The sequence below is a fragment of the Sorangiineae bacterium MSr12523 genome (assembly GCA_037157775.1).
Taxonomy (GTDB): Bacteria; Myxococcota_A; Polyangia; order Polyangiales; family Polyangiaceae; genus Pendulispora; species Pendulispora brunnea.
On the sequence record CP089982.1, the window covers coordinates 298,916 to 316,616 of the forward strand.

The 17,701-nt window shown below is 63.1% G+C and carries 17 protein-coding genes; 6 read left to right on the top strand and 11 right to left on the bottom strand.

Features of this window, described 5'->3' with window-relative positions:
* Window position 1 precedes the first annotated feature (1 nt).
* On the top strand, window positions 2-1,660 hold the full coding sequence (locus tag LZC95_01270; protein ID WXA95470.1) for a DUF885 domain-containing protein: 1,659 nt from the start codon (window positions 2-4) through the stop codon (window positions 1,658-1,660).
* On the opposite strand, the gene LZC95_01275 is transcribed toward LZC95_01270, so the two are convergent.
* Window positions 1,630-2,004: a hypothetical protein gene (locus tag LZC95_01275; protein ID WXA95471.1), complete on the bottom strand. Its 375-nt coding sequence runs from the start codon at window positions 2,002-2,004 to the stop codon at window positions 1,630-1,632. The two genes, LZC95_01270 and LZC95_01275, sit on opposite strands and share 31 nt — an antisense overlap.
* Before the next feature lie 101 nt (window positions 2,005-2,105).
* Here LZC95_01275 and LZC95_01280 point away from each other — a divergent pair, with 101 nt between their 5' ends.
* Window positions 2,106-2,783: an antibiotic biosynthesis monooxygenase gene (locus LZC95_01280; protein ID WXA95472.1), complete on the top strand. Its 678-nt coding sequence runs from the start codon at window positions 2,106-2,108 to the stop codon at window positions 2,781-2,783.
* A 9-nt stretch (window positions 2,784-2,792) separates the two neighbouring features.
* Here the strand turns inward: LZC95_01280 and LZC95_01285 are convergent, their stop codons facing one another.
* The 4 genes from LZC95_01285 to LZC95_01300 form a co-directional block, all read right to left on the bottom strand.
* Window positions 2,793-5,087, bottom strand: coding sequence for a discoidin domain-containing protein (locus LZC95_01285; protein ID WXA95473.1), 2,295 nt, complete (start codon window positions 5,085-5,087; stop codon window positions 2,793-2,795).
* Between the two features lie 314 nt (window positions 5,088-5,401).
* Window positions 5,402-6,589: an SLATT domain-containing protein gene (locus LZC95_01290; GenBank protein ID WXA95474.1), complete on the bottom strand. Its 1,188-nt coding sequence runs from the start codon at window positions 6,587-6,589 to the stop codon at window positions 5,402-5,404.
* 260 nt (window positions 6,590-6,849) lie between these two features.
* A complete protein-coding gene (gene tesB, locus LZC95_01295) occupies window positions 6,850-7,725 on the bottom strand; it encodes an acyl-CoA thioesterase II (protein ID WXA95475.1) in 876 nt (291 codons plus the stop codon).
* A 2-nt stretch (window positions 7,726-7,727) separates the two neighbouring features.
* A complete protein-coding gene (locus LZC95_01300; protein WXA95476.1) occupies window positions 7,728-8,504 on the bottom strand; it encodes an AraC family transcriptional regulator in 777 nt (258 codons plus the stop codon).
* An 84-nt stretch (window positions 8,505-8,588) separates the two neighbouring features.
* Here LZC95_01300 and LZC95_01305 point away from each other — a divergent pair, with 84 nt between their 5' ends.
* On the top strand, window positions 8,589-9,446 hold the full coding sequence (locus tag LZC95_01305; GenBank protein ID WXA95477.1) for an SDR family oxidoreductase: 858 nt from the start codon (window positions 8,589-8,591) through the stop codon (window positions 9,444-9,446).
* Here the strand turns inward: LZC95_01305 and LZC95_01310 are convergent.
* Window positions 9,443-10,174 (bottom strand): class I SAM-dependent methyltransferase, encoded by a 732-nt coding sequence (locus LZC95_01310; GenBank protein ID WXA95478.1) that lies wholly within the window; start codon window positions 10,172-10,174, stop codon window positions 9,443-9,445. The two genes, LZC95_01305 and LZC95_01310, sit on opposite strands and share 4 nt — an antisense overlap.
* A 202-nt stretch (window positions 10,175-10,376) precedes the next feature.
* On the opposite strand from LZC95_01310, the gene LZC95_01315 reads away from it, so the two are divergent.
* From LZC95_01315 to LZC95_01325, 3 genes are all read left to right on the top strand, one after another.
* Complete coding sequence (locus LZC95_01315) at window positions 10,377-11,648, top strand: ThuA domain-containing protein (protein ID WXA95479.1); 1,272 nt, start codon at window positions 10,377-10,379, stop codon at window positions 11,646-11,648.
* Window positions 11,649-11,955: 307 nt separating this feature from the next.
* Entirely contained in the window at window positions 11,956-12,966 is a 1,011-nt protein-coding gene (locus tag LZC95_01320; GenBank protein WXA95480.1) for a hypothetical protein, read from the top strand.
* A gap of 32 nt (window positions 12,967-12,998) precedes the next feature.
* Window positions 12,999-14,267, top strand: coding sequence for an iron-containing redox enzyme family protein (locus LZC95_01325; GenBank protein WXA95481.1), 1,269 nt, complete (start codon window positions 12,999-13,001; stop codon window positions 14,265-14,267).
* A gap of 175 nt (window positions 14,268-14,442) precedes the next feature.
* Here LZC95_01325 and LZC95_01330 read toward each other — a convergent pair whose 3' ends face one another.
* The 5 genes from LZC95_01330 to LZC95_01350 are packed head-to-tail and all read right to left on the bottom strand — an operon-like array spanning window position 14,443 to window position 17,680.
* Entirely contained in the window at window positions 14,443-14,985 is a 543-nt protein-coding gene (locus LZC95_01330; protein WXA95482.1) for a heme NO-binding domain-containing protein, read from the bottom strand.
* 19 nt (window positions 14,986-15,004) lie between these two features.
* Window positions 15,005-15,505 carry a hypothetical protein gene (locus LZC95_01335; GenBank protein WXA95483.1) on the bottom strand — a complete coding sequence of 167 codons (501 nt, stop codon included), beginning with the start codon at window positions 15,503-15,505 and terminating at the stop codon, window positions 15,005-15,007.
* Window positions 15,502-16,662 carry a hypothetical protein gene (locus LZC95_01340; protein ID WXA95484.1) on the bottom strand — a complete coding sequence of 387 codons (1,161 nt, stop codon included), beginning with the start codon at window positions 16,660-16,662 and terminating at the stop codon, window positions 15,502-15,504. The genes LZC95_01335 and LZC95_01340 overlap by 4 nt, the downstream gene beginning before the upstream one ends.
* On the bottom strand, window positions 16,659-17,309 hold the full coding sequence (locus tag LZC95_01345) for an OmpA family protein (GenBank protein ID WXA95485.1): 651 nt from the start codon (window positions 17,307-17,309) through the stop codon (window positions 16,659-16,661). Before LZC95_01345 ends, LZC95_01340 begins: the two co-directional genes overlap by 4 nt.
* On the bottom strand, window positions 17,309-17,680 hold the full coding sequence (locus tag LZC95_01350; protein WXA95486.1) for a roadblock/LC7 domain-containing protein: 372 nt from the start codon (window positions 17,678-17,680) through the stop codon (window positions 17,309-17,311). Before LZC95_01350 ends, LZC95_01345 begins: the two co-directional genes overlap by 1 nt.
* Window positions 17,681-17,701 lie beyond the last annotated feature (21 nt).

A 17,701-nucleotide genomic window follows, 5' to 3' on the forward strand; every position in this document is an offset into this window, starting at 1 on the left:
AATGACCGTCCTCCAGCTCGCCGACACCATGCTCGATCTTTTGGCGGAAGAAGATCCGCTGAACGAGCTTTTGCAGGGATATCCCGGTTACGAACATCGCCTGCCCGATCCCGAGGAGGCCGCGGAAGCGCGCTTGCGTGAGCGCGCGCAGGCCGTGATTCAGTCGGCACGCGCCCTCGAGCCGCCGGCCGAGGACAAGGTGACGCATGCTTTGGTCCTGCAGCAGGCGGAATCGCTCGTGGACCGGATCGATGCGCGGCTCATCGAGCACACGATGGCGGATTACATCACCGCGCCCATTGCCAAGTTGTTTTTGGCGCTGCCGCTCGTCCGCGTCACGCGTCCGGAGCAGGAGGAGGCTTACCTCGAGCGCCTCGAGGCCGTGCCGCAGTATCTCGGCAAGGCCGCCGAGCGGCATCGGCAGGGTGTCGCGGCCCAGCGCTTTCCCGTCGCCGAGCGCGTGCAGGCCGCCGTAGCGCGGCTCGATGCGTACCTCGCGGAGCCCGAGGTCGATCCGCTGCGCCGTCCGACGTTGACCGGCGCGCGTGCGGAGCAGCGCGAGCGCCTTTTGGCCGAAAAGGTGCGGCCGGCCTTTGCCGAATACCGCGAGGTCCTCGCCGGTGAAATCGCGCCGCATGGCCGACCGGAGGAGCGCCCCGGCCTGTGCTGGCTTCCAAATGGCGCCGCGACCTATGCGGCAGTCGCGCGCACGCACACGACGACCGGGCATACACCCGGGGAGCTGCATCGCATTGGGCTCGAATTGATCGAGCGCCTCGCCGACGAATACGTGGCCATCGGCGGGTCCCTCTTTGGCGTGCGCACGGTCGCCGAGGTGCACGAGCGCATGCGCACCGATCCTGCGATGCGCTGGAAAGACGGGGACGAGCTGCTCGCCTGCGCGCGCGCCGCCATCGATCGGGCGGAAGCCGCCGCGCCATCTTGGTTCGGCCGATTGCCCTCACACCGGTGCGCACTGGAGCGCACGCCCGCGGAGGCGGAGACCAGCGTTGCGGCGGCGTATTACATACCGGCGCCCATGGATGGATCCCACCCCGGTACTTATTATGCAAATACGTACCGCGCGAACGAGCGCAGTCGTTATGGCATGGAGGCCACGTCGTTTCACGAGGCGGTGCCGGGGCACCATTTCCAAATTACGATTGCCCAGGAACTAAAAGAATTGCACATGCTCCGCCAGGTGGCCGGCATCAATGCGTACATCGAAGGCTGGGGCCTCTACGCCGAGCGGCTCGCCGACGAAATGGGTCTCTACTCCGGCGCCATCGATCGATTGGGCATGCTGGCGGCCGATTCCATGCGGGCCGCGCGCCTCGTCGTCGACACGGGGCTGCACGCCCTCGGCTGGAGCCGCGCGCGGGTGGTGGAATACCTGCAGGCGAACACCGTCATGGACGACGTGGAGATCCAGGCCGAAACGGATCGCTACATCGAAATGCCCGGCCAGGCCCTCTCGTACATGGTGGGTCGGCTCGAACTGCAGCGCATGCGCTCCAAAGCCCAGGTCGAATTGGGCGCAGCCTTCGACTTTCGTGCCTTTCACGATCTGCTGCTCGGGGGCGGAGCCTTGCCCATGGCGGTGCTCGACGGCGTCGTGTCCGAGTGGACTCAGGGTTTGCGCACGTCCAAATCCGGATAATGCTTTTTCATGAATGCGAGCGCCAGCGCCGTGTGGCACCGACGGACGTCGGGATTCTTCGCCGTCGGGCAATTGCACCCGAGGTACACGTCGTTGGCGCGCGCAAGCTCGGCCAGTGCATCGAAGGGCCCTCGGTCTTCCGCGAATCGCTCACTGAGCAGCTCCCGGTAACTCGCCGTGAATGCGCGCCACGCCGATGGGTCGTCGGCGTGTGCGAGCACTTCCTCGACCAGGTCCGCCGTGGGCCGGAGCACGTGCCGCGTGTGCTTTCGCGTATCTTGCCGAATGCCCTTGGGCAGACTCGACGCCGGGGCACCGCGCACGATGGAATAACGGGCAAGCATGGCGCCCGGCACGATATTTCATGAGCCCGCTGATGGCATCTTACTTTTTGGGGGCTCCCACCCCTTGACCTGAACTTAACTCGAGGTCCCATAATCGGGGCATGAATGAAGCTCTCTGCTACCCGGATTTCACCCGACCGGACGTCGGCTGCGTCGTCACCAGCGCCTGGTACGTGGGCAGCTACGAGCGGCAGCGCGCTGCGGCCGATGCGGCCATCGAGGCGTGGAAGAATTTACCGTGGCCGCAGGGGTGCATCTCGTTCAATTGCTATTTGAGTCCCGATGGCAAGCTCGTGTGGTTCTATGGCCAATGGGCCAGCGAGGAAGCCCACCGCGAGTTCACGCGCGCGCAGCGTCCCAGCGTGGCCGCCGCCGTCGACAAGGCGGTGACGAACGTTCAACGCATGGGCGTGGTCCGCTCGCACGTGTACCGCAACATGTCCGAGCGAACGGACATTTTTCCAGGCTGCATCATCCTGGTGACCATTGCCACCGCCGGTCCCGAGCGGCAACTGCAGGTCGCCGAGACGATTTTCTCGCGGGTGGTGAGAGGCGGGGCGCCCGCACACGCCGGTGGCACGGGCGGGCACCTCCTGTTCAGCAACGACGGCACCCGCGTCCTCGTCTACGCCGAATGGACCAGCGAGGCCTCCCACCGGGACGCCTTGCAGTCCGGCGCCCTCGGTGGAAAACGCGGCATCTTCGAGGGAATGCCCGGCATCGAGGGCATTGGTTTCGACCGCTACCACCTGTATCGAAGGGTGGTTCGGCCCGAGTGAGCGGTTACCTCATTGTGAATACACCTCGAACTCGGAGCATTGCCCGGCGGGCCACCCCGTGTTTGCGGTGATGTGAAGGCGAATGTACCGCTGCGTGCTCGCAGGGAACGTGAGGGTGGCGGTGTTCGAGCTGGCGGGATCGAAGGTCACCCCACGCGAGGAGAGCAACGTGGTGTAGTTCGAATTGTCGGTGCTGCCGAGGACCGACAGGGTTTGCGTGCGTGTTCCCCAGTTCGGCGTCGGAAGCTTGAGCACCACCCGGCTCACGCTGCGGTTCGTCCCGAGATCCACGGTGAGCGTCTGCGGGAAGACGTTGTTCGTGCTCTCCCAATAGGTGCTCTGATTGCCATCGACGGCGTTGCTTGCCGGGTAATTGCCCAACGAGCTGCTCGCCGCAACCGGCCGATTCAGGGCCAAATTGCCCGTGGGCGGTCCACTGTCGCTGCCCGAATCCGTGCCTGAATCGGTGCCGGCGTCGCCGCCGTTGTCGGCGTCGTAAACGGGAGTCGGCCAGCCGCCACAATACGTCGTGCTCCACCCGGAGTTGCCACCTTGGTCGACGATGGTAAAGGCGCCGCTGCCCATGCAATTGTACATGCCGGCGCGTCCAATTTTGCTGGCCACCACATTGGAGAACGTGGCCTTGCCATTGGCCTGCAGCTGCAGTGCAAAGGTGCCCGCGCCCTGGATGCGCACATTGGAGAAATGCACGTCGTTGGCGGGATTGTCGATGAATTGAATGCCCTCGTAATTGTTGTCCACCAGATCGGTGTCGCTCACGTTGATGGTGCCATTCAACGCCGCATCGCGCCCGTCGAACCAGAGGGCGCCGACACCGAAGTTCCAGTTGGAATCGAGCACACCGCAGCGGACCGTGGTGTTGCGGGCGATGGTGGTGGTGCCGCTGAGCGGGACGGACGAAAAGCGATTGGCCACGTGGATGCCGCCGCCCTGATCCTGGTTGTCGGCGATGACATTGTCGGTCGCGCTGTTGCCGTAGCCGCCGTAAATGGCAATTCCATTGGCCAGAATGGGCGCGATGACCGTGTTGTACGAGAATACGTTGTCATGATCGGCGTCTTTCTCCGACCACATGGCCAGGCCGTCATCGCCCAAATTTCGCCAAAAATTGTTGGTCACCGTGACGTGGCTGACGCCCTGGTGCAGGTTCAATCCATCGGCGGTCTGGTCGAGGATGCGGTTGTCGCGAACGGTGAGGCCATCGAAGGGCCCATCGAGCCACAATCCCACTTTGGTATGCTGAATCCATAGGCGCGCAACCTCGGAGCCACCGCCCAGCGCACCGCCAATGCCGTTGGCCTGGTCGCAGTCGACGCGCTCTTTGACCTCGCCAATGATGGCAAAATCGTACAATTTGACGTTGCTGCTCGTGCTTCCGCGGGTGCCGCCGACGTCGCAGCTCGGGGGCTCGCCGAGGCCGAAGATGCCCGCGCGATTGCCACGCAATTCCGAGTGCCATGCGCCCGCGCCGCGGATGGTGACCTGATTGACGGTGATGTGGTGGCCAATCATGAACACGCCCGGCGGAATCCACACCTCTTTTCCTTGGCTGCGCGCCGCGGACACGGCAGCATCGAAGGCATTGGCGTCGTCCGTTGCATCGTTGGCGGTCGCACCGTATTCGGTGACGGAAAGCGAATTGGCCGGACGCGTTCCCGGGCCCGCCACCTGCTCGAAATCCGCGAGATCGATGGTGTACGAAGGCGCATCGTTACCCGGTCCGACCTGGAGTTTTACCTTGGTTCCCTTCGGAAGCGTTCTGCCGAGCAACGCGCGCGTTTCATCGTAAAAATGGTGCGCTTTGCCGTCGCTGGGGCGATTGGTGAACGGGTAGGAGCCGTAATACCAGGCGTAACGTGATGTCACGTCCAAATCGCGATCTTTGACGCCATCGATGTAGAGTCCCAACTTGGCATCGATGCCGGTGCCCGCCGAGGAATCGGGCAGGCTATAGCGAACATCGATGGAGTTGGCCGGCTCCGTGAGGGTGAACTCCACGTATTGGCCTTGCCCCGACAAGGTAACGGCACGGCGGCCGGAGGCTTCCCCGGCCAAGGTACCGGCATTGCGGTTCATCGCGAGTACGGTGCCATTGGTGACTGCGTTCTCCGCCTCTTGTTCGATGAACGGCACGGTGGCGCCCCGCCCCGGCACCGCAAGTGCCGACACGATGGGAATGGGCATTTCGCCACGCGCACCTTCCTCCGAATTCCCGTCGCTACACGCATAAACGGACAGCAACGTCGCCGCGACGGCAACGCTGGAGCAGATGTGTGTCCTCATGGTCGACACCTCCTCCAGCAAGTAACGAATTAAACGATGCAAAAATCAAAATTAAACTGTGCAAGTAGTTAACTAAACCGGACACAACGCGGCAAACAACGTGACGCGTTGCTTCTAGCGCGTTGCGTAACCAATGAAGAATGAACCGCCAGGACGCCAGGGTCGCCAGGGATCACCAACGGAAAACCCGCTCAATCCAATCAATTCAATTAGGGTTTATGGAGTCTTCATCTGGTGACCCCTGGCGACCCTGGCGTCCTGGCGGCAAAAAAAGCCGCAGGGCACCCTGATCCCACGATCAGCCGCCGCGGCGTTTAACCGTCGACGTCTTCGAAGGCGCGTAGCTGCGCCGCGAAGCTGGGGGCTTCCCATCTCGGTTCGTTGGCGCGGTCGAGTGCGATTTTGCGCTCGGACTCGTAGCGTGCGCGCTCCTTGGCCTCGCGGCGGAGGGCGATGCGCTCGTCGTCTTCGTAGAAACGGGAAGGCTCGAGTGGGCCGTTCAGGTAGCCCATGGGCGGGGGCAAGGAGAAGCCCGCGTGGCGCACGTTGGGGGTCGTGTCGGCCTGGCGCATGCTCTCTCGGAACTTCACCGAGGCGCTGAGCCTCATGCGGAAGCGCTCCTTGGCTTCTTCGAACTCCAGCTCGAGGTCTTCCGCATCGGGCGGAATGGGGGCCTTGCCCTTGATGGCGTCGAGTCGGTGGCCAAGGCCCTCGAGTGATTTCACCCAATCGCGCCGGCTGCGGCTGTCGAGGGACAAAAGCTCGATGGATCGGGCGATGTCCTCGTACTCGGCATGCGCCAGATTGTGCTGGCCCGCCCTTTCCAAATAGCGAAGGAAGGTTTGCAACGCGACGAGGCATGCCGCCGACATGCTGATGGCGGCCAGTGCAATCTTGAACGGCCAGCTGCCCGCGGCCTTTTCCAGCGTACCGAAAATGGTGGTGCCCACGACGGCGCCCATCAGCGTGCTGGGAATACCCAACCAGTAATGACGCCGTTCGAGACGCAGTGCGGCCCGGCGGTGGCTCTTGCTGAAGACTTGCGCCCACGCTTGCCACTCGGCGAGGAGATCTTTGATATCCGGAGGCGTCAAATGGCTGGCGTTCTTGCCCATGGCAACGGATCTGGAAAATGCCGTTTGTTTTGCGTTCTCGGCGGTAATCGCAAGTTTGATATTGCCGCAGGACACCACGTCCCCCGCCACGATGTAGGCTTCCGAAACGGGCACACCATTGAGGCGCGTGCCGTTGACGGACTCGAGATCGGTCATGCGGAATCGATGGCCGACGCAATCGATGGCCAAATGCCGCGGCGAGACGGTGCGATCGCGGAGGCGCAGATCGGACAACTCCTCCGTACCGACGTGAATCCTCATGTCGGCAAAGACGACCACGGATCGACCTGCGTCGATTCCGTCCATCACCGAGACGCGGATGGCTCGCGCGTGTGCCGCCACGTTATCGTGCTCTGGCGGGAGCGTATTACGTTCCTCGCGGGTCATGGGTTGAGCCTACTTTCCGGAGCTTCGAAAGGCCCTTGGACCACGGCCGATTGCAAACCTTGGCTGCATCATGCAAAGCCCCCTTAAGCTGGATCGGAGCGTCGTGAGACGCGCCCTGATCTAGTGACGCTCAAGGTAACCAACTCCTTCCAAATAACGTAGGAGCGTCGCCAAAGTTTTGGCTCAGCGAAGGCGGGATTTACAAGTGTCGTGCGCGCGACATCGAGCCCAAACGAAATTTGCGCGCGCGCATTTCGTGATTACGAAGTAGGCGCCTTCGTGCGCACGCGCATCAATCCTTCTTGTGCGGTGCTCGCAACGAGGCGCCCGTCACGCGTGAAAAAACGACCGTGCGTCAGGCCGCGGGAGCCTTGTGCCGTCGAGCTCTCCATGACGTAAAGAAGCCAGTCGTCCATGCGAAATGGGCGATGAAACCACATCACGTGATCCAAGCTGGCGAGTTGAAGGCCGGGGGTGAGCCATCCCGCACCATGAGGAAACAACGCGGTGGTGAGAAAAGACCGATCCGAAGCGTACGCGAGCAGGCTGCGGTGCAAGGTGGGGCGATCGGGCAAGGTGCCGACGGCGCGCACCCAAACACGACGGATCGGCGGACGCGGCGTCGGGTGAATCGGGCTGTCCAGCACGTCGATGGCGCGGCTTTCGAAGGGGCCCGGGGCCATGGCCAGCTCGCGCACACGCGTCGGCAATTCCGGTGTGAGCGCGGCGCGTTCTTGATCCGTGGGAATGGATTCCGGCGGAGGTACCTCCGGCATGGGATCCTGATGATCGTATCCCTCTTCCAACTTTTGGAACGATGCCGCCAAATTGAAAATAGGTTCCCCGCGTTGAATCGCCACCACGCGACGGGTGTTGAACGAGCCGCCATCGCGGATGCGATCCACGTCATAGACGATGGGGTGGGAGACATTTCCGGGCCGGAGGAAATACGCATTCAAAGAATGCACGTGGCGCTCCGGCGGCACGGTCTGCTCGGCGGCCGACAACGCTTGCCCGAGCACCTGCCCGCCGAAGACCGTTCCCCATCCCAGGTCCCGACTCTGGCCGCGAAATAGGTTTTCCTCGATGCGCTCCAGCGCGAGGAGCTCCACCAACTCTTCCAGAGGTTTGCTCATCGTCAGGCCGATCCTACCCCGCATGCGGTGCGACTCGGTAGATCTCCGGCAAGAAAGCTCGTGGGTGCGACCCCGAGCAGGTCGCGGAACTCCGCCACCAGGTGCGCCTGGTCGAAAAACCCCGCCTCCAGGGCGAGTCGTGCCCAGGCCGCGTGCCCGGCCTTCGCGAGCACGCGGCGAATGCGGGCGATGCGCGCGAAGCGCTTGGGCGAGAGGCCGATTTCCTCGCGAAAAACCTGACGAAAGCGACGTTCCGCGACACCGAGTCGGGCGGCCACCTCGGAGAGCGGCACGTGCGGGGCTCCTTCCAGCTCGTGCACGGCGCGGCGGACGAGGCGCTCGCGCCAGGGCTCGACGCGCTTCGGATCGAGCTGCTCGAGCAGTGCGGCTTCCAAGGTGCCGATCGTCTTCTCGAGCGAGCCGCCCTCGAGGCGCTCGCGCCATCGCGCGCCGTTTTGGCCCCAGATCTCGTCGATGGAGACGACGCGATCGGTGAGCTCGTGCAGGGCGACGCGCAAGAAGGCGCGCGCACTACCCGGCCGAAAAACGAAGCGCGCGTAGAGAGGAACGGCCTCCGCGGGCTTGTAGGATGCACGCATGGTGGGGCCGGTGGCCACGACGTGCGTGCCGCCATGCCGCGTGCAGAGAACGATGGACGATGTGCCGTTGGGCAGGCGGGTGAGCGTGCGCGGCGGCGAGGCGGCCATCGACAAGACGCGAATCTCCGTGATCCATGGCCGGAGTGGCGGGCTAGGTACGAAGGCGCGTTCCTCGATCATGTTCGCATTGTAGGGACGGGGCGCCGAAATCTCCAAGACCGGAACCTGGCGGGGACGCATGGTCTCGCGAAAGGAGAAGACGACATGATTCTGGTGACGGGTGCCACGGGCACCATTGGTCGCGCGCTCATGAACGAGCTGCGTGCCGCTCGTGTTCCTCGGCGTGCGATGGCGCGCGATGCAGTTAAGGCGAAATCGCTCCTGGGCGACGATGAGGACATCGTGCAGGCCGATTTTACCGATGCAGCGTCGCTGGCGGCGGCGGTGGATGGCGTGGACGCGGTCTTCTTGCTCACGGCCGGAGGGCCCGCGTTGGCCGAGCACGATCTCGCCATGGTGCGCGCGGTCCAAGGGACCCGCGTGAAGAAGTTGGTCAAGCTGTCCACCTTTGGCGCCGACACCCTGCCGTTGAAATCGTCGGAATGGCACCGGCCGGGCGAACAGGCGGTGACGCAATCCGGGCTGGCCTGGACGCTGCTGCGCCCGGCCGCATTTGCCTCGAATGCGCTGGGGTGGGCTCCGCAAATTCGCGCGGGCGCACCCATTCAGGTGGCCACCGGCGAGGGAAGGCACGCCGTGGTCGATCCGCGGGATATCGCGGCGGTTGCGGTCCGCGCGCTTACCTCCGACGCGCACGATGGCCAAGCGTATTCACTCACGGGACCCGAGGCGTTGAGCACACCCCGGCAAGTGGCGATTCTGGGTGCGGTGCTCGGTCTACCCATCGCCATCGAGGACGTCTCACCTCGGGTGGCGGCGGACCGTTTGCGTGCGGCCGGGGTGCCCGAAGCTTTCGCCGACGCGGTCTTCGAAGGATACACGTGCTGGCGCGCAGGAAATGTCGCGAGCCGGAGCGACGACATCGAGCGCGTGCTCGGGCATGCGCCCCGCTCGTTCGAAGAGTGGGCGCGCGATCACGCGGCGGCGTTTCGCTCGGATTAGCCCAGGGGCCTGCGGCAGACGAAAATCTCGTCGGAGAAGCCTTCACTGAGCTTTCGCGGCGCGGGCTGCACGGCGTAGCCGGTGCTCGTCAGGACGTCGATCCAAGTCGATTTCCGGAAGAGCCCCTCTACGTGTTGATCGTGCACCGCGCGCATGCTCGTTCCGTCGCGCAGTAAAAATGCATACTCGACGACGTAGGTGCTGTCGTTCGGGTTCGGATCCCACGTCCACTCGAGGCAGCGGAGCGAGCGCGCGCCGTCATCCCCCGTGTGGAGGTGGTGCGACTCGCGGTAGGTCTCGCGCACGTAATCCGGGGCGAAAACAGCCGCCCCGCCGGGCCGGGTGTGCGTAAATGCCGTTAGTGCCGCCGCCTCGAGTTGCTCCTCGCTGGTCAGGTACATGACCGCGTCATGGGCGAGCACCACGTCGAAAACACGATCCATCCGCAGCGAGCGCATATCGCCCGGCACGTGCTCGCACTCCGGGTTGAGCTCCCGACTCAAATCGAGCATCGACTCGGAAATATCCGTCAGCGTGCAGCGGAAACGTCGCTTGAGATGAAATGCATTGTTCCCGGCGCCCGCCCCCAACTCGAGCAGCGTCTCCGGCCTGGGCGACGCCGCGCCTTCGAGGGCCGCTTGGTAACATTCCACTTCCTCGAGATGGTCAGCCGGCGGATCAATCAGGCGATACCAAGGTACGAGTTCCCGATAGAGGAGTGGTTGCATCCTACGCTGCTATCACGGGCTCCGTGGCGCGGCACGTTTCGCTTTTGCCTCAGCTGCGAGGTGTCGCGCGCGCCTAATCTGTAGACGATTCGACATCCTCGAGAACGCGGGGTGGATGCGTTTTAATGACGGATGTCATCATATTTGTTGCGTCATATGGCTGGGCTCGTGTAGACCAAAACGCTCGGAAAGGAGGGGCGCCATGCGGAAAACCGCTCCCTGGATTTCGATGTGGGTCCTATGCGTACTGCTCGGGGCCAGCCCGGTGTACGCCCAACATGAGGCGGCACCAGCATTCAAGGTGTTGGCCTTTTACAATGGCACTTGGGACGCGGCGCATATCGCGTTCGTTCGCGAAGCCAATCAATGGTTTCCGCAGGTGGCCTCTCAAAATGGCTTTTCGTACACGGCCACGAACAATTGGAACATGCTCAACGCCAATGACTTGGCGCAGTACAAAGTGGTGATGTTCCTGGACGATTATCCCCAGACCGCTGCGCAGCGGTCGGCGTTCCAGCAGTACATGGACAATGGCGGTGCTTTCTTCGGCTTTCACGTGGCCGCCTTCAACACCAATCCGGGGGCGTGGAGCTGGTACCACAATCAATTCTTGGGCACCGGCGCCTTCAGGAACAACACTTGGGGCCCGACGACGGCCGTTCTGCGCGTGGAAGACCGCACGCATCCCTCGACGACCCGTCTGAATGCGACGTTCACCTCCTCGGTCAGCGAATGGTACTCGTGGAACAACGATCTGCGGAACAACGCGAACATCAAGATTCTCGCGTCCGTCGATCCTTCGAGTTTTCCGCTGGGGACCGATCCGAATCAGACCTGGTACAGCGGCTATTATCCGATTCTGTGGACGAACAAGAATTACAAGATGCTCTATGCCAACTTCGGCCACAACGCGGTGAATTACGATACGGGGCAATCGCTGTCGTCGACGTTCGCGAGTGAGCAGCAAAATCGGTTCATCATCGACGGGCTTCTCTGGTTGGGTGGGGGCGCGTCGAATCCTCCCGGTGGCGGCCCCATTTCGCCCACGGCCTGGTACACCGTCAGCAACACCGGCAATAGCAAATGTGTCGACGCGCGCGGTGCTGCCTCGTCGAACGGGACGGCGATTCAGCAGTATGCCTGCAACGACACGAACGCGCAGCAGTTCCAATTCCAGCCGACGAGCGGCGGATACGTGCGCATCAACAACCGCAACAACGCGGCGCAGGTCATCGACGTTACCAACGTATCCACCGCCGACAATGCCCCGCTCCAACTCTGGGCCTACGGCAACGGGAACAACCAGCAATGGCAGCCCGTCTCCGAGAACAACGGCGTCTACCACTTCGTAAATCGCAACAGCTCGAAGTGCCTCACCGTGCCCAACGCATCCAACGCCGACAGCGTGCAACTCGTGCAGTACGCATGCAACGGCAGCGCCTCGCAGTCATTCCGCCTCGCAGAAAAGCCCTAAGCGGCACGCTACGCTAAGAGAGAGAGAAGTTCACAGGGAGGCGGGAAGGCGGGGAGTTTTTTGGGTTTGAGGTCGTTTCCTCGGGTGAAACGACGCTAAATCCAAAAAAACTCCCCGTCTCCCCGCCTCCCTGTTCAATTCTCTTCGAGCCGCCTTCCGGGCTCCCTGCGTTCGTTGGCGACACGTCGCGACCGGGTTACCTCCGTCGCTGGTCGTCGCGGGTACCAGCTCGAAAGGCGAATTTGGCCGACACCGGCCATGTGCATTGCGCATCGATCATCCAACGAGCGGTTTCAGGCGGGGGGCCATGAAGCAAAAGAAAGACAGTGCGGTCTCGGTGGACGCGACCACCACGAGCGTCGACACGGATCCAGGGTTTCCGGCGCGGTGGGGCGAGCGCGTGAGTCACGGCATTTTGAATGCGAATGGGCCCCGCCTCGACCGAACCACGCCGGACTTTCTCAGCGTGGTGCGCGATGCGCGTACATCGAAGTACGCGAACACCCTGGATGCATTTCCCGGCGCGAAGGCCGAGACGACGGATCCGGATGCGCCCCCAGCCGAGAGTGCGAATTTGCACCTGATGGGGGTGACGCACGAGGTGGTCACCAGCGACCTGGAGCTTGCGGAGATCTCCACGACATTGCCCTCGGCCACGCCGGTGACACGCATGCGCCCGGCCGATGTGCGCGCGCCGAGCACCGAGACGATCGATGAGCTCATCGATGGAATACCCAACCACGTGCAGCCGCAACGCAAGAAGTGGGAGCGCGCCAAACGTCATGCGGCGCGAACTCCGGCGACGCCGGTTGCGGGCGCGCCTTTCCAAGAGCGCGCGGTAGCGCCGCGCCGGGCTCGACGCGGCCCGTGGACCATCGCGCTGGGCGCCGCATTGTTCGCCGTTTTGCTCGTCGTGGCATTTGCCGTCGTGCGGCTGACCAAATCGGACGATGTCGCGACTTGGTACCAGGCGCCGATCAATACGACGGTGGCTCTGACGGTCGCAATTCAGCCGCCGCCCGCACCTGCCGTGGCGCAGGATCACGTGAGCGTGTCACGCGCGGTGGAACCGAGTGCATTGGCGAATAGCGAACCTGTGCGGAGCGTTCCCCGTGTGGAGCCGAGCGCACAAATGACCATCGCACCCCGCGCGCGGAGCGGAGACAAGCGCGCACCCAGTGAGTTGGCGGGCCGCGGCGACGTGCCGCGTACGGCCCACGCCGACGAGCTCGAGTCCGATGTTGGCAATGCGACTTTGCCCAAAGCTCCCTTGCCACAACCGAGCAGCGGCGTGCGAGATCTTTTGACGGGCCATTGAACGGTCACGTTGGATGGATTACCATTTAGTGCGTGATACATTCTGATTTTCCCCCTTCGACTCGGTCGACCGGGAACGGGCCAGCAAACGGCACGACCCGCGAGACTGCGACTGCAAACGGTCTGACGGCTGCATCGCCTGCCAGCGGCGGAGAAGTTGACGCGCTGCAGGTCCTTTTGCACCTCGAAGAACGCCAGGCCACGCACCCCTTTTGGGACAATCGATTGTTCCTCGCATGCAAGGCGGGCGCGCTGAAGCTCGAGGATTTTCGCTATATTTTCTCCCAGTATTATCTCTATTCGCGGAATTTTACGCGCTACTTGGCCGGCCTCCTGGCCAACTGCGAGGACGATCTCCTGCGCGCGCGGATCACCGAGAATTTGTGGGAGGAAAGCGGTGGAACGGAGCTCGAAAAACGCCACGCGCAGATCTTTCGAAAATTCCTGCAAGAAGGCTTGGGTATCCAAGATCTGGCGGGCATCGAGCATGCCGACTTCTCGCGTTATTTCGTGAAGGAGTATCTCGATTTCATTTTGCGCGGCCACCCCATGGAGGCGGCGGCGTTTTTGTCGCTGGGCACCGAGGGAATCGTCGCTCGAATGTATGGCATTTTCGTGGAGGGCCTGCTCAAAGCGGGCATTCCCGAGGAGCAGCTCTCTTTCTTCCGCATCCACATGGAGTGCGATGACGCCCACGCGTTTACTTTGCAGCAGGTGATGCTCAGCTATGCCGGCGAACGCAGCTGGAGCACACGCTGCCAAGATGCGATGGAGCGCGCGCTCACCCTGCGCGCCCGGTTTTTCGAGAACCTGTACGAGGCGGTGCAGACGCGCCGCGTTCGGTCTATTTTGGAAAAGATCCAGGCGCGAAAGTCGCTGGCTTTGCCCTCCGAAGGTTTCCACCATCCGGCAGGTGCGGAGGGGGAGGCCCTTTATACGAATGCCATCGAAAAGTTGAACATCAAGTTCGAGGTCGACCGGATTCCGTTTCGGCCCGAGGTGCTCGACCCGCGCCTGGTCTACATTCCCCCGGGCAAGTGCAATGAGCACCACCGCCACGCCCACGAGACCGTTTTTTACGTGGTCCAGGGCACGGGCTACGTCCTCATCGATTACGCACCCCAGGAAGTGAAGGCCGGCGACATCGTCTTCGCCCCCCGCTGGTGCATGCACCAAACGCAAAATACCGGCTCCGACGAAATGATCCTCCTCGCAATTACCGACTTCGGCCTGACCGGTAAGGGCTTCCTGGGCGACTACGAAAAAACCGCCCGCATGAAACGCGCCGCGGCTGGAGAGTAAGAGAATTCACAGGGAGGCGGGGAGGCGGGGAGGGATTGGGGTTTGGCCTCAATCCCTCCACTTCTTTTGTTGGCCGCATGGGAGATCCATGCCGCAAAAAAAGAGGGATTGGGCGTAAACCCAATCCCTCATTGCTCCCCGCCTCCCCGCCTCCCTGTTCAATCTCTCGGAGCGGTCAGTTGGCCAAGCGGAGTTCAATGACGCACTCGGGGGCGCCGGTGTGCATGCATTGGGGCTCGTGGATGGCGACGCGTTCGCCGTAGTGTTTCGCCACGCCGCGGGCCATGCCTTTGGCGATGCCGCACATGCGGCGAGTCGACCGGTAGTGAATGGCCACTTGCGACGGATTGCGCCGTTCGGTGACCAATTGGGGAGGGCGCGCCCCCGGGTTGCGGAGGCGCACGATGCGATGGATCATTCGTTCGGTGTTCTCGATGAGATCCAACGTTCGCCAATTGGCATGAATGAGCGAGCGGTACACCTGGAGGAGATCGGGAACGATGAATTCGCCGAAATCCTCCAGAAGGGTGGGAAAGGTCTGCCCCGTCGTCTTGGCGACCGTCCCGATGAGCAACTCCGCTTCGTCATCCGGATATTCGTGAACGGGAAGGTAAGAACGACTTCCTAGGCCGGCATCGGCGAGAAGTGTCGACCAAGCCGGCGCCCCCCACTTCGCACCGACGTACTTTTTCAACTCCAAGAAGATAATCCCATGCATGGTGCACTCGTCAGTTTGGTCAGGTTTGAACCAGGGGTTTCAACTCGAGATCGAATCCGCAAGCCTTGTCCCCCAGGCCCCCGATGCAGGTGATCTCGTGGGCGCGGGTGCGCTTCTTCACGATGCTCTCCACCACGCCCGCAATGAGGCCGCCCTCGAAGTGGCACAAAGTCCGGCCCACCGTTTTGAGGCCCGCGCACGTCACGCACTCGTAAACATCGACGCGAATATGGCTTTCGGCCAGAAGCGGCACCTCGATGATGCCGACCTTGAGGGCTTTGCAGAGATCCAGGAAGTCTTCGAGCTTTTTGAGCCCCAAAGATATTCCCAGCTTTTTGCCGGCGACGTACGCCGTGCCGGCGGCGCCGCGGCCCATGATGTCTTCCAGCGCTACCAAACGCAATAGACGGTAGAGAGCCACCCCGGCGTCGTTGCCCAGGGAGGGGCGCAACACGTTGAGGGCATTGGTGACCTCGACGTTTCTGCTGCGTGCGAACTCTTCGGGGGTCTGAACACTCATGAAGTCCTCTCTCTCTGTCCGTTTAGCTTCTCGCGGGCGCCTTCCACACCGATCGTGACCAGCACCAATTCGTTCGGTGCCGACGCAACGGTGCGCGCCGTCAAAGTGATTCCAGTGTCGTCTTGAACCGATACGCGTTGCACGGCGTGCATGGGAAGAAGGCCGCATGCGCGACCGCCCGCCTCCGTCAGGTAGGCGCCGAACGCGGCGAGCGCCTCTGCGTGGTCGCCATTGCTCGCGACCAAGAATCCCAATTCGTCGGTGAGTGCGGCCGCGCTGACCGAAGGTGAGCGCACGGCATCATCCACGAAGCGCTGCAGCGAGCGCCCGTCGAGTCCCGGTTTCGCCGGCGTTTGACCCAACAAGGTGGGCGAAGGCAGCGAAATCTTCTTGCCCTCGCGCGCTTTGCTCGCGAATTCCACCGCGCGGAGCCGCGCATTGTCGGCCTCCAGTGCGGCAACGCGCTTTCGCATTTCCGAAAGCGTCGCGCTTTCCTGTCGCAGGACCGCCGTGTCCGTGCGCGCAGCCTCCAGCGCTTCCTTTGCGGCGCGGGTCTCCTCGGCGCGAAGGGCGGCTTCACGGCGAAGGGCCTCCGCCTCGTTGCGGGCGGTGTCGAGTCCGCCGCGTGCTTCCTGCTCGAATTTGACCTTCGACTCGAGTTGCCCGCGCAACGTCGAGACGGTGCTCGCGAGCTCCACGATCTTCTTGGTCGCGAGGACTTCGCCCTCGGTTCCGCGTGCCTCGAGTTGCTGGGTGCGATTTTTGAAGGACGTCAGCTCCTTCTCCAGGCGAGCCACCTCGCCGCGGGTGCGCGCCAATTGATCGAGCTCGCGCTGGAGGCGGGTGACCTCGGCGCGCTGCTCTTCCGCGGCTTGCCGCTGCTCGTCGAGCAAAAGGCGGGCACGCTGCTCGGACTCGGCGGCGCGGGTGAGCTCCTGGGCGGAGCGCTCGGCATCCGCGCGCGCGGCGGAGGCCACGGTTTCGTTGTGCTTGGCGCGAAGCTCGGCCTGCGCCAGCTCGGCGATGGCCTGCTCGGCATGCCGGCGCTGCGCTTCGTTCTGACGCCCGATGCGTGCGCGCGCGAGGAAGTAGCCCGTTGCGGCGAAGAGGGCGGCCGCCGCCAGGGACGCCAACCAAATGACGGTCATGACGTTCACGGTTTTCTCCTTTCCACGTGCACTTCGACGCGGCGATTGCGGGCCAGTGATTCGGCGTCTTTGCCTTTGTCGACGGGGATGCGCGCGCCATGCGCGGCGGACGAGATGCGGTTTCGGTCGACGCCGAGTTCCGCGAGTTCTTCGGCGACGGCAACGGCGCGCTGGCGACTGAGTTCCTCGTTGTAGGCGGCGGAGCCGTTTCGATCGGAGTGGCCGTCGATGGTCACGCGCAGGGTCGGGTCGGCCACCAACATGGTCGCGATGGTTTTCAAGTCGGGGGCGCTGTCGCCCGCCGGCGTCCGAGCATTGACGTCGAAGTGCAAGGTCACCGCGCTCCCACCGCGGGTCTCCGTGGACTCGACCTTTGCCTCCGCCTTCGGTGCCGGTTCCGCCTTCGGCGTAGGTTCGGCCTTCTCCTTGATGGGTTCCGCCGTTTCCTTCACCGGCGATGGTGAGGCCATCGCCATTGTGGTCTTTTCGGGAACGCTCGCCAGTGGAGGAGCTGTCGGCGGTGCGATCTGGGGCGCCACGCGCGGCGCGACCGATGGTGCGACCGCCAAAGCGGCGGGCACGAGGCGTAGGTCGATGAAGGCCAGATCGACCGTGCCAAGCGCTGCGAACCCCGCAGCGAGGACGATGGGCTTCATCAGTTGTCCAGGTGCTCCGCGAGCTGGTTCAGCGTGCGTTTCAGCTCGAGGAAGATCATGCCCAGTTTGGCCTCCCGCGTCACCAGGAGTACCAACACCGACTCGGTGCCAATCGAGTTGACGATGATGTAGCCCTTGGCCGAGCGCACGTAGGTCTGCTCGACTTCCGCGCGCATCAAGTCTGCCGCGATGCGCTCGCCGACGCCGAGCAGCGATGCGGCCATACCGCCGATGAGGTCTTCATCGACCTCGTTGGGGATGTGCGAGGCGACGATGAATCCGTCGGAGGTCACCACCGATGCGCCGATGATTTCGGGCGAACTCGTCCGAAGGGAACGGAGCACGTCGTTGAGACGCTCCGTCTTGGTCATGCGGTTCTTTTCCCTGATTGC

Coding starts and splice junctions, on each gene's coding strand:
- LZC95_01270 (WXA95470.1), top strand. CDS start 2: ATGACCGTCCTCCAGCTCGCCGACACCATGCTCGATCTTTTGGCGGAA.
- LZC95_01275 (WXA95471.1), bottom strand. CDS start 2,004: ATGCTTGCCCGTTATTCCATCGTGCGCGGTGCCCCGGCGTCGAGTCTG.
- LZC95_01280 (WXA95472.1), top strand. CDS start 2,106: ATGAATGAAGCTCTCTGCTACCCGGATTTCACCCGACCGGACGTCGGC.
- LZC95_01285 (WXA95473.1), bottom strand. CDS start 5,087: ATGAGGACACACATCTGCTCCAGCGTTGCCGTCGCGGCGACGTTGCTG.
- LZC95_01290 (WXA95474.1), bottom strand. CDS start 6,589: ATGACCCGCGAGGAACGTAATACGCTCCCGCCAGAGCACGATAACGTG.
- tesB (WXA95475.1), bottom strand. CDS start 7,725: ATGAGCAAACCTCTGGAAGAGTTGGTGGAGCTCCTCGCGCTGGAGCGC.
- LZC95_01300 (WXA95476.1), bottom strand. CDS start 8,504: ATGATCGAGGAACGCGCCTTCGTACCTAGCCCGCCACTCCGGCCATGG.
- LZC95_01305 (WXA95477.1), top strand. CDS start 8,589: ATGATTCTGGTGACGGGTGCCACGGGCACCATTGGTCGCGCGCTCATG.
- LZC95_01310 (WXA95478.1), bottom strand. CDS start 10,174: ATGCAACCACTCCTCTATCGGGAACTCGTACCTTGGTATCGCCTGATT.
- LZC95_01315 (WXA95479.1), top strand. CDS start 10,377: ATGCGGAAAACCGCTCCCTGGATTTCGATGTGGGTCCTATGCGTACTG.
- LZC95_01320 (WXA95480.1), top strand. CDS start 11,956: ATGAAGCAAAAGAAAGACAGTGCGGTCTCGGTGGACGCGACCACCACG.
- LZC95_01330 (WXA95482.1), bottom strand. CDS start 14,985: ATGCATGGGATTATCTTCTTGGAGTTGAAAAAGTACGTCGGTGCGAAG.
- LZC95_01335 (WXA95483.1), bottom strand. CDS start 15,505: ATGAGTGTTCAGACCCCCGAAGAGTTCGCACGCAGCAGAAACGTCGAG.
- LZC95_01345 (WXA95485.1), bottom strand. CDS start 17,309: ATGAAGCCCATCGTCCTCGCTGCGGGGTTCGCAGCGCTTGGCACGGTC.
- LZC95_01350 (WXA95486.1), bottom strand. CDS start 17,680: ATGACCAAGACGGAGCGTCTCAACGACGTGCTCCGTTCCCTTCGGACG.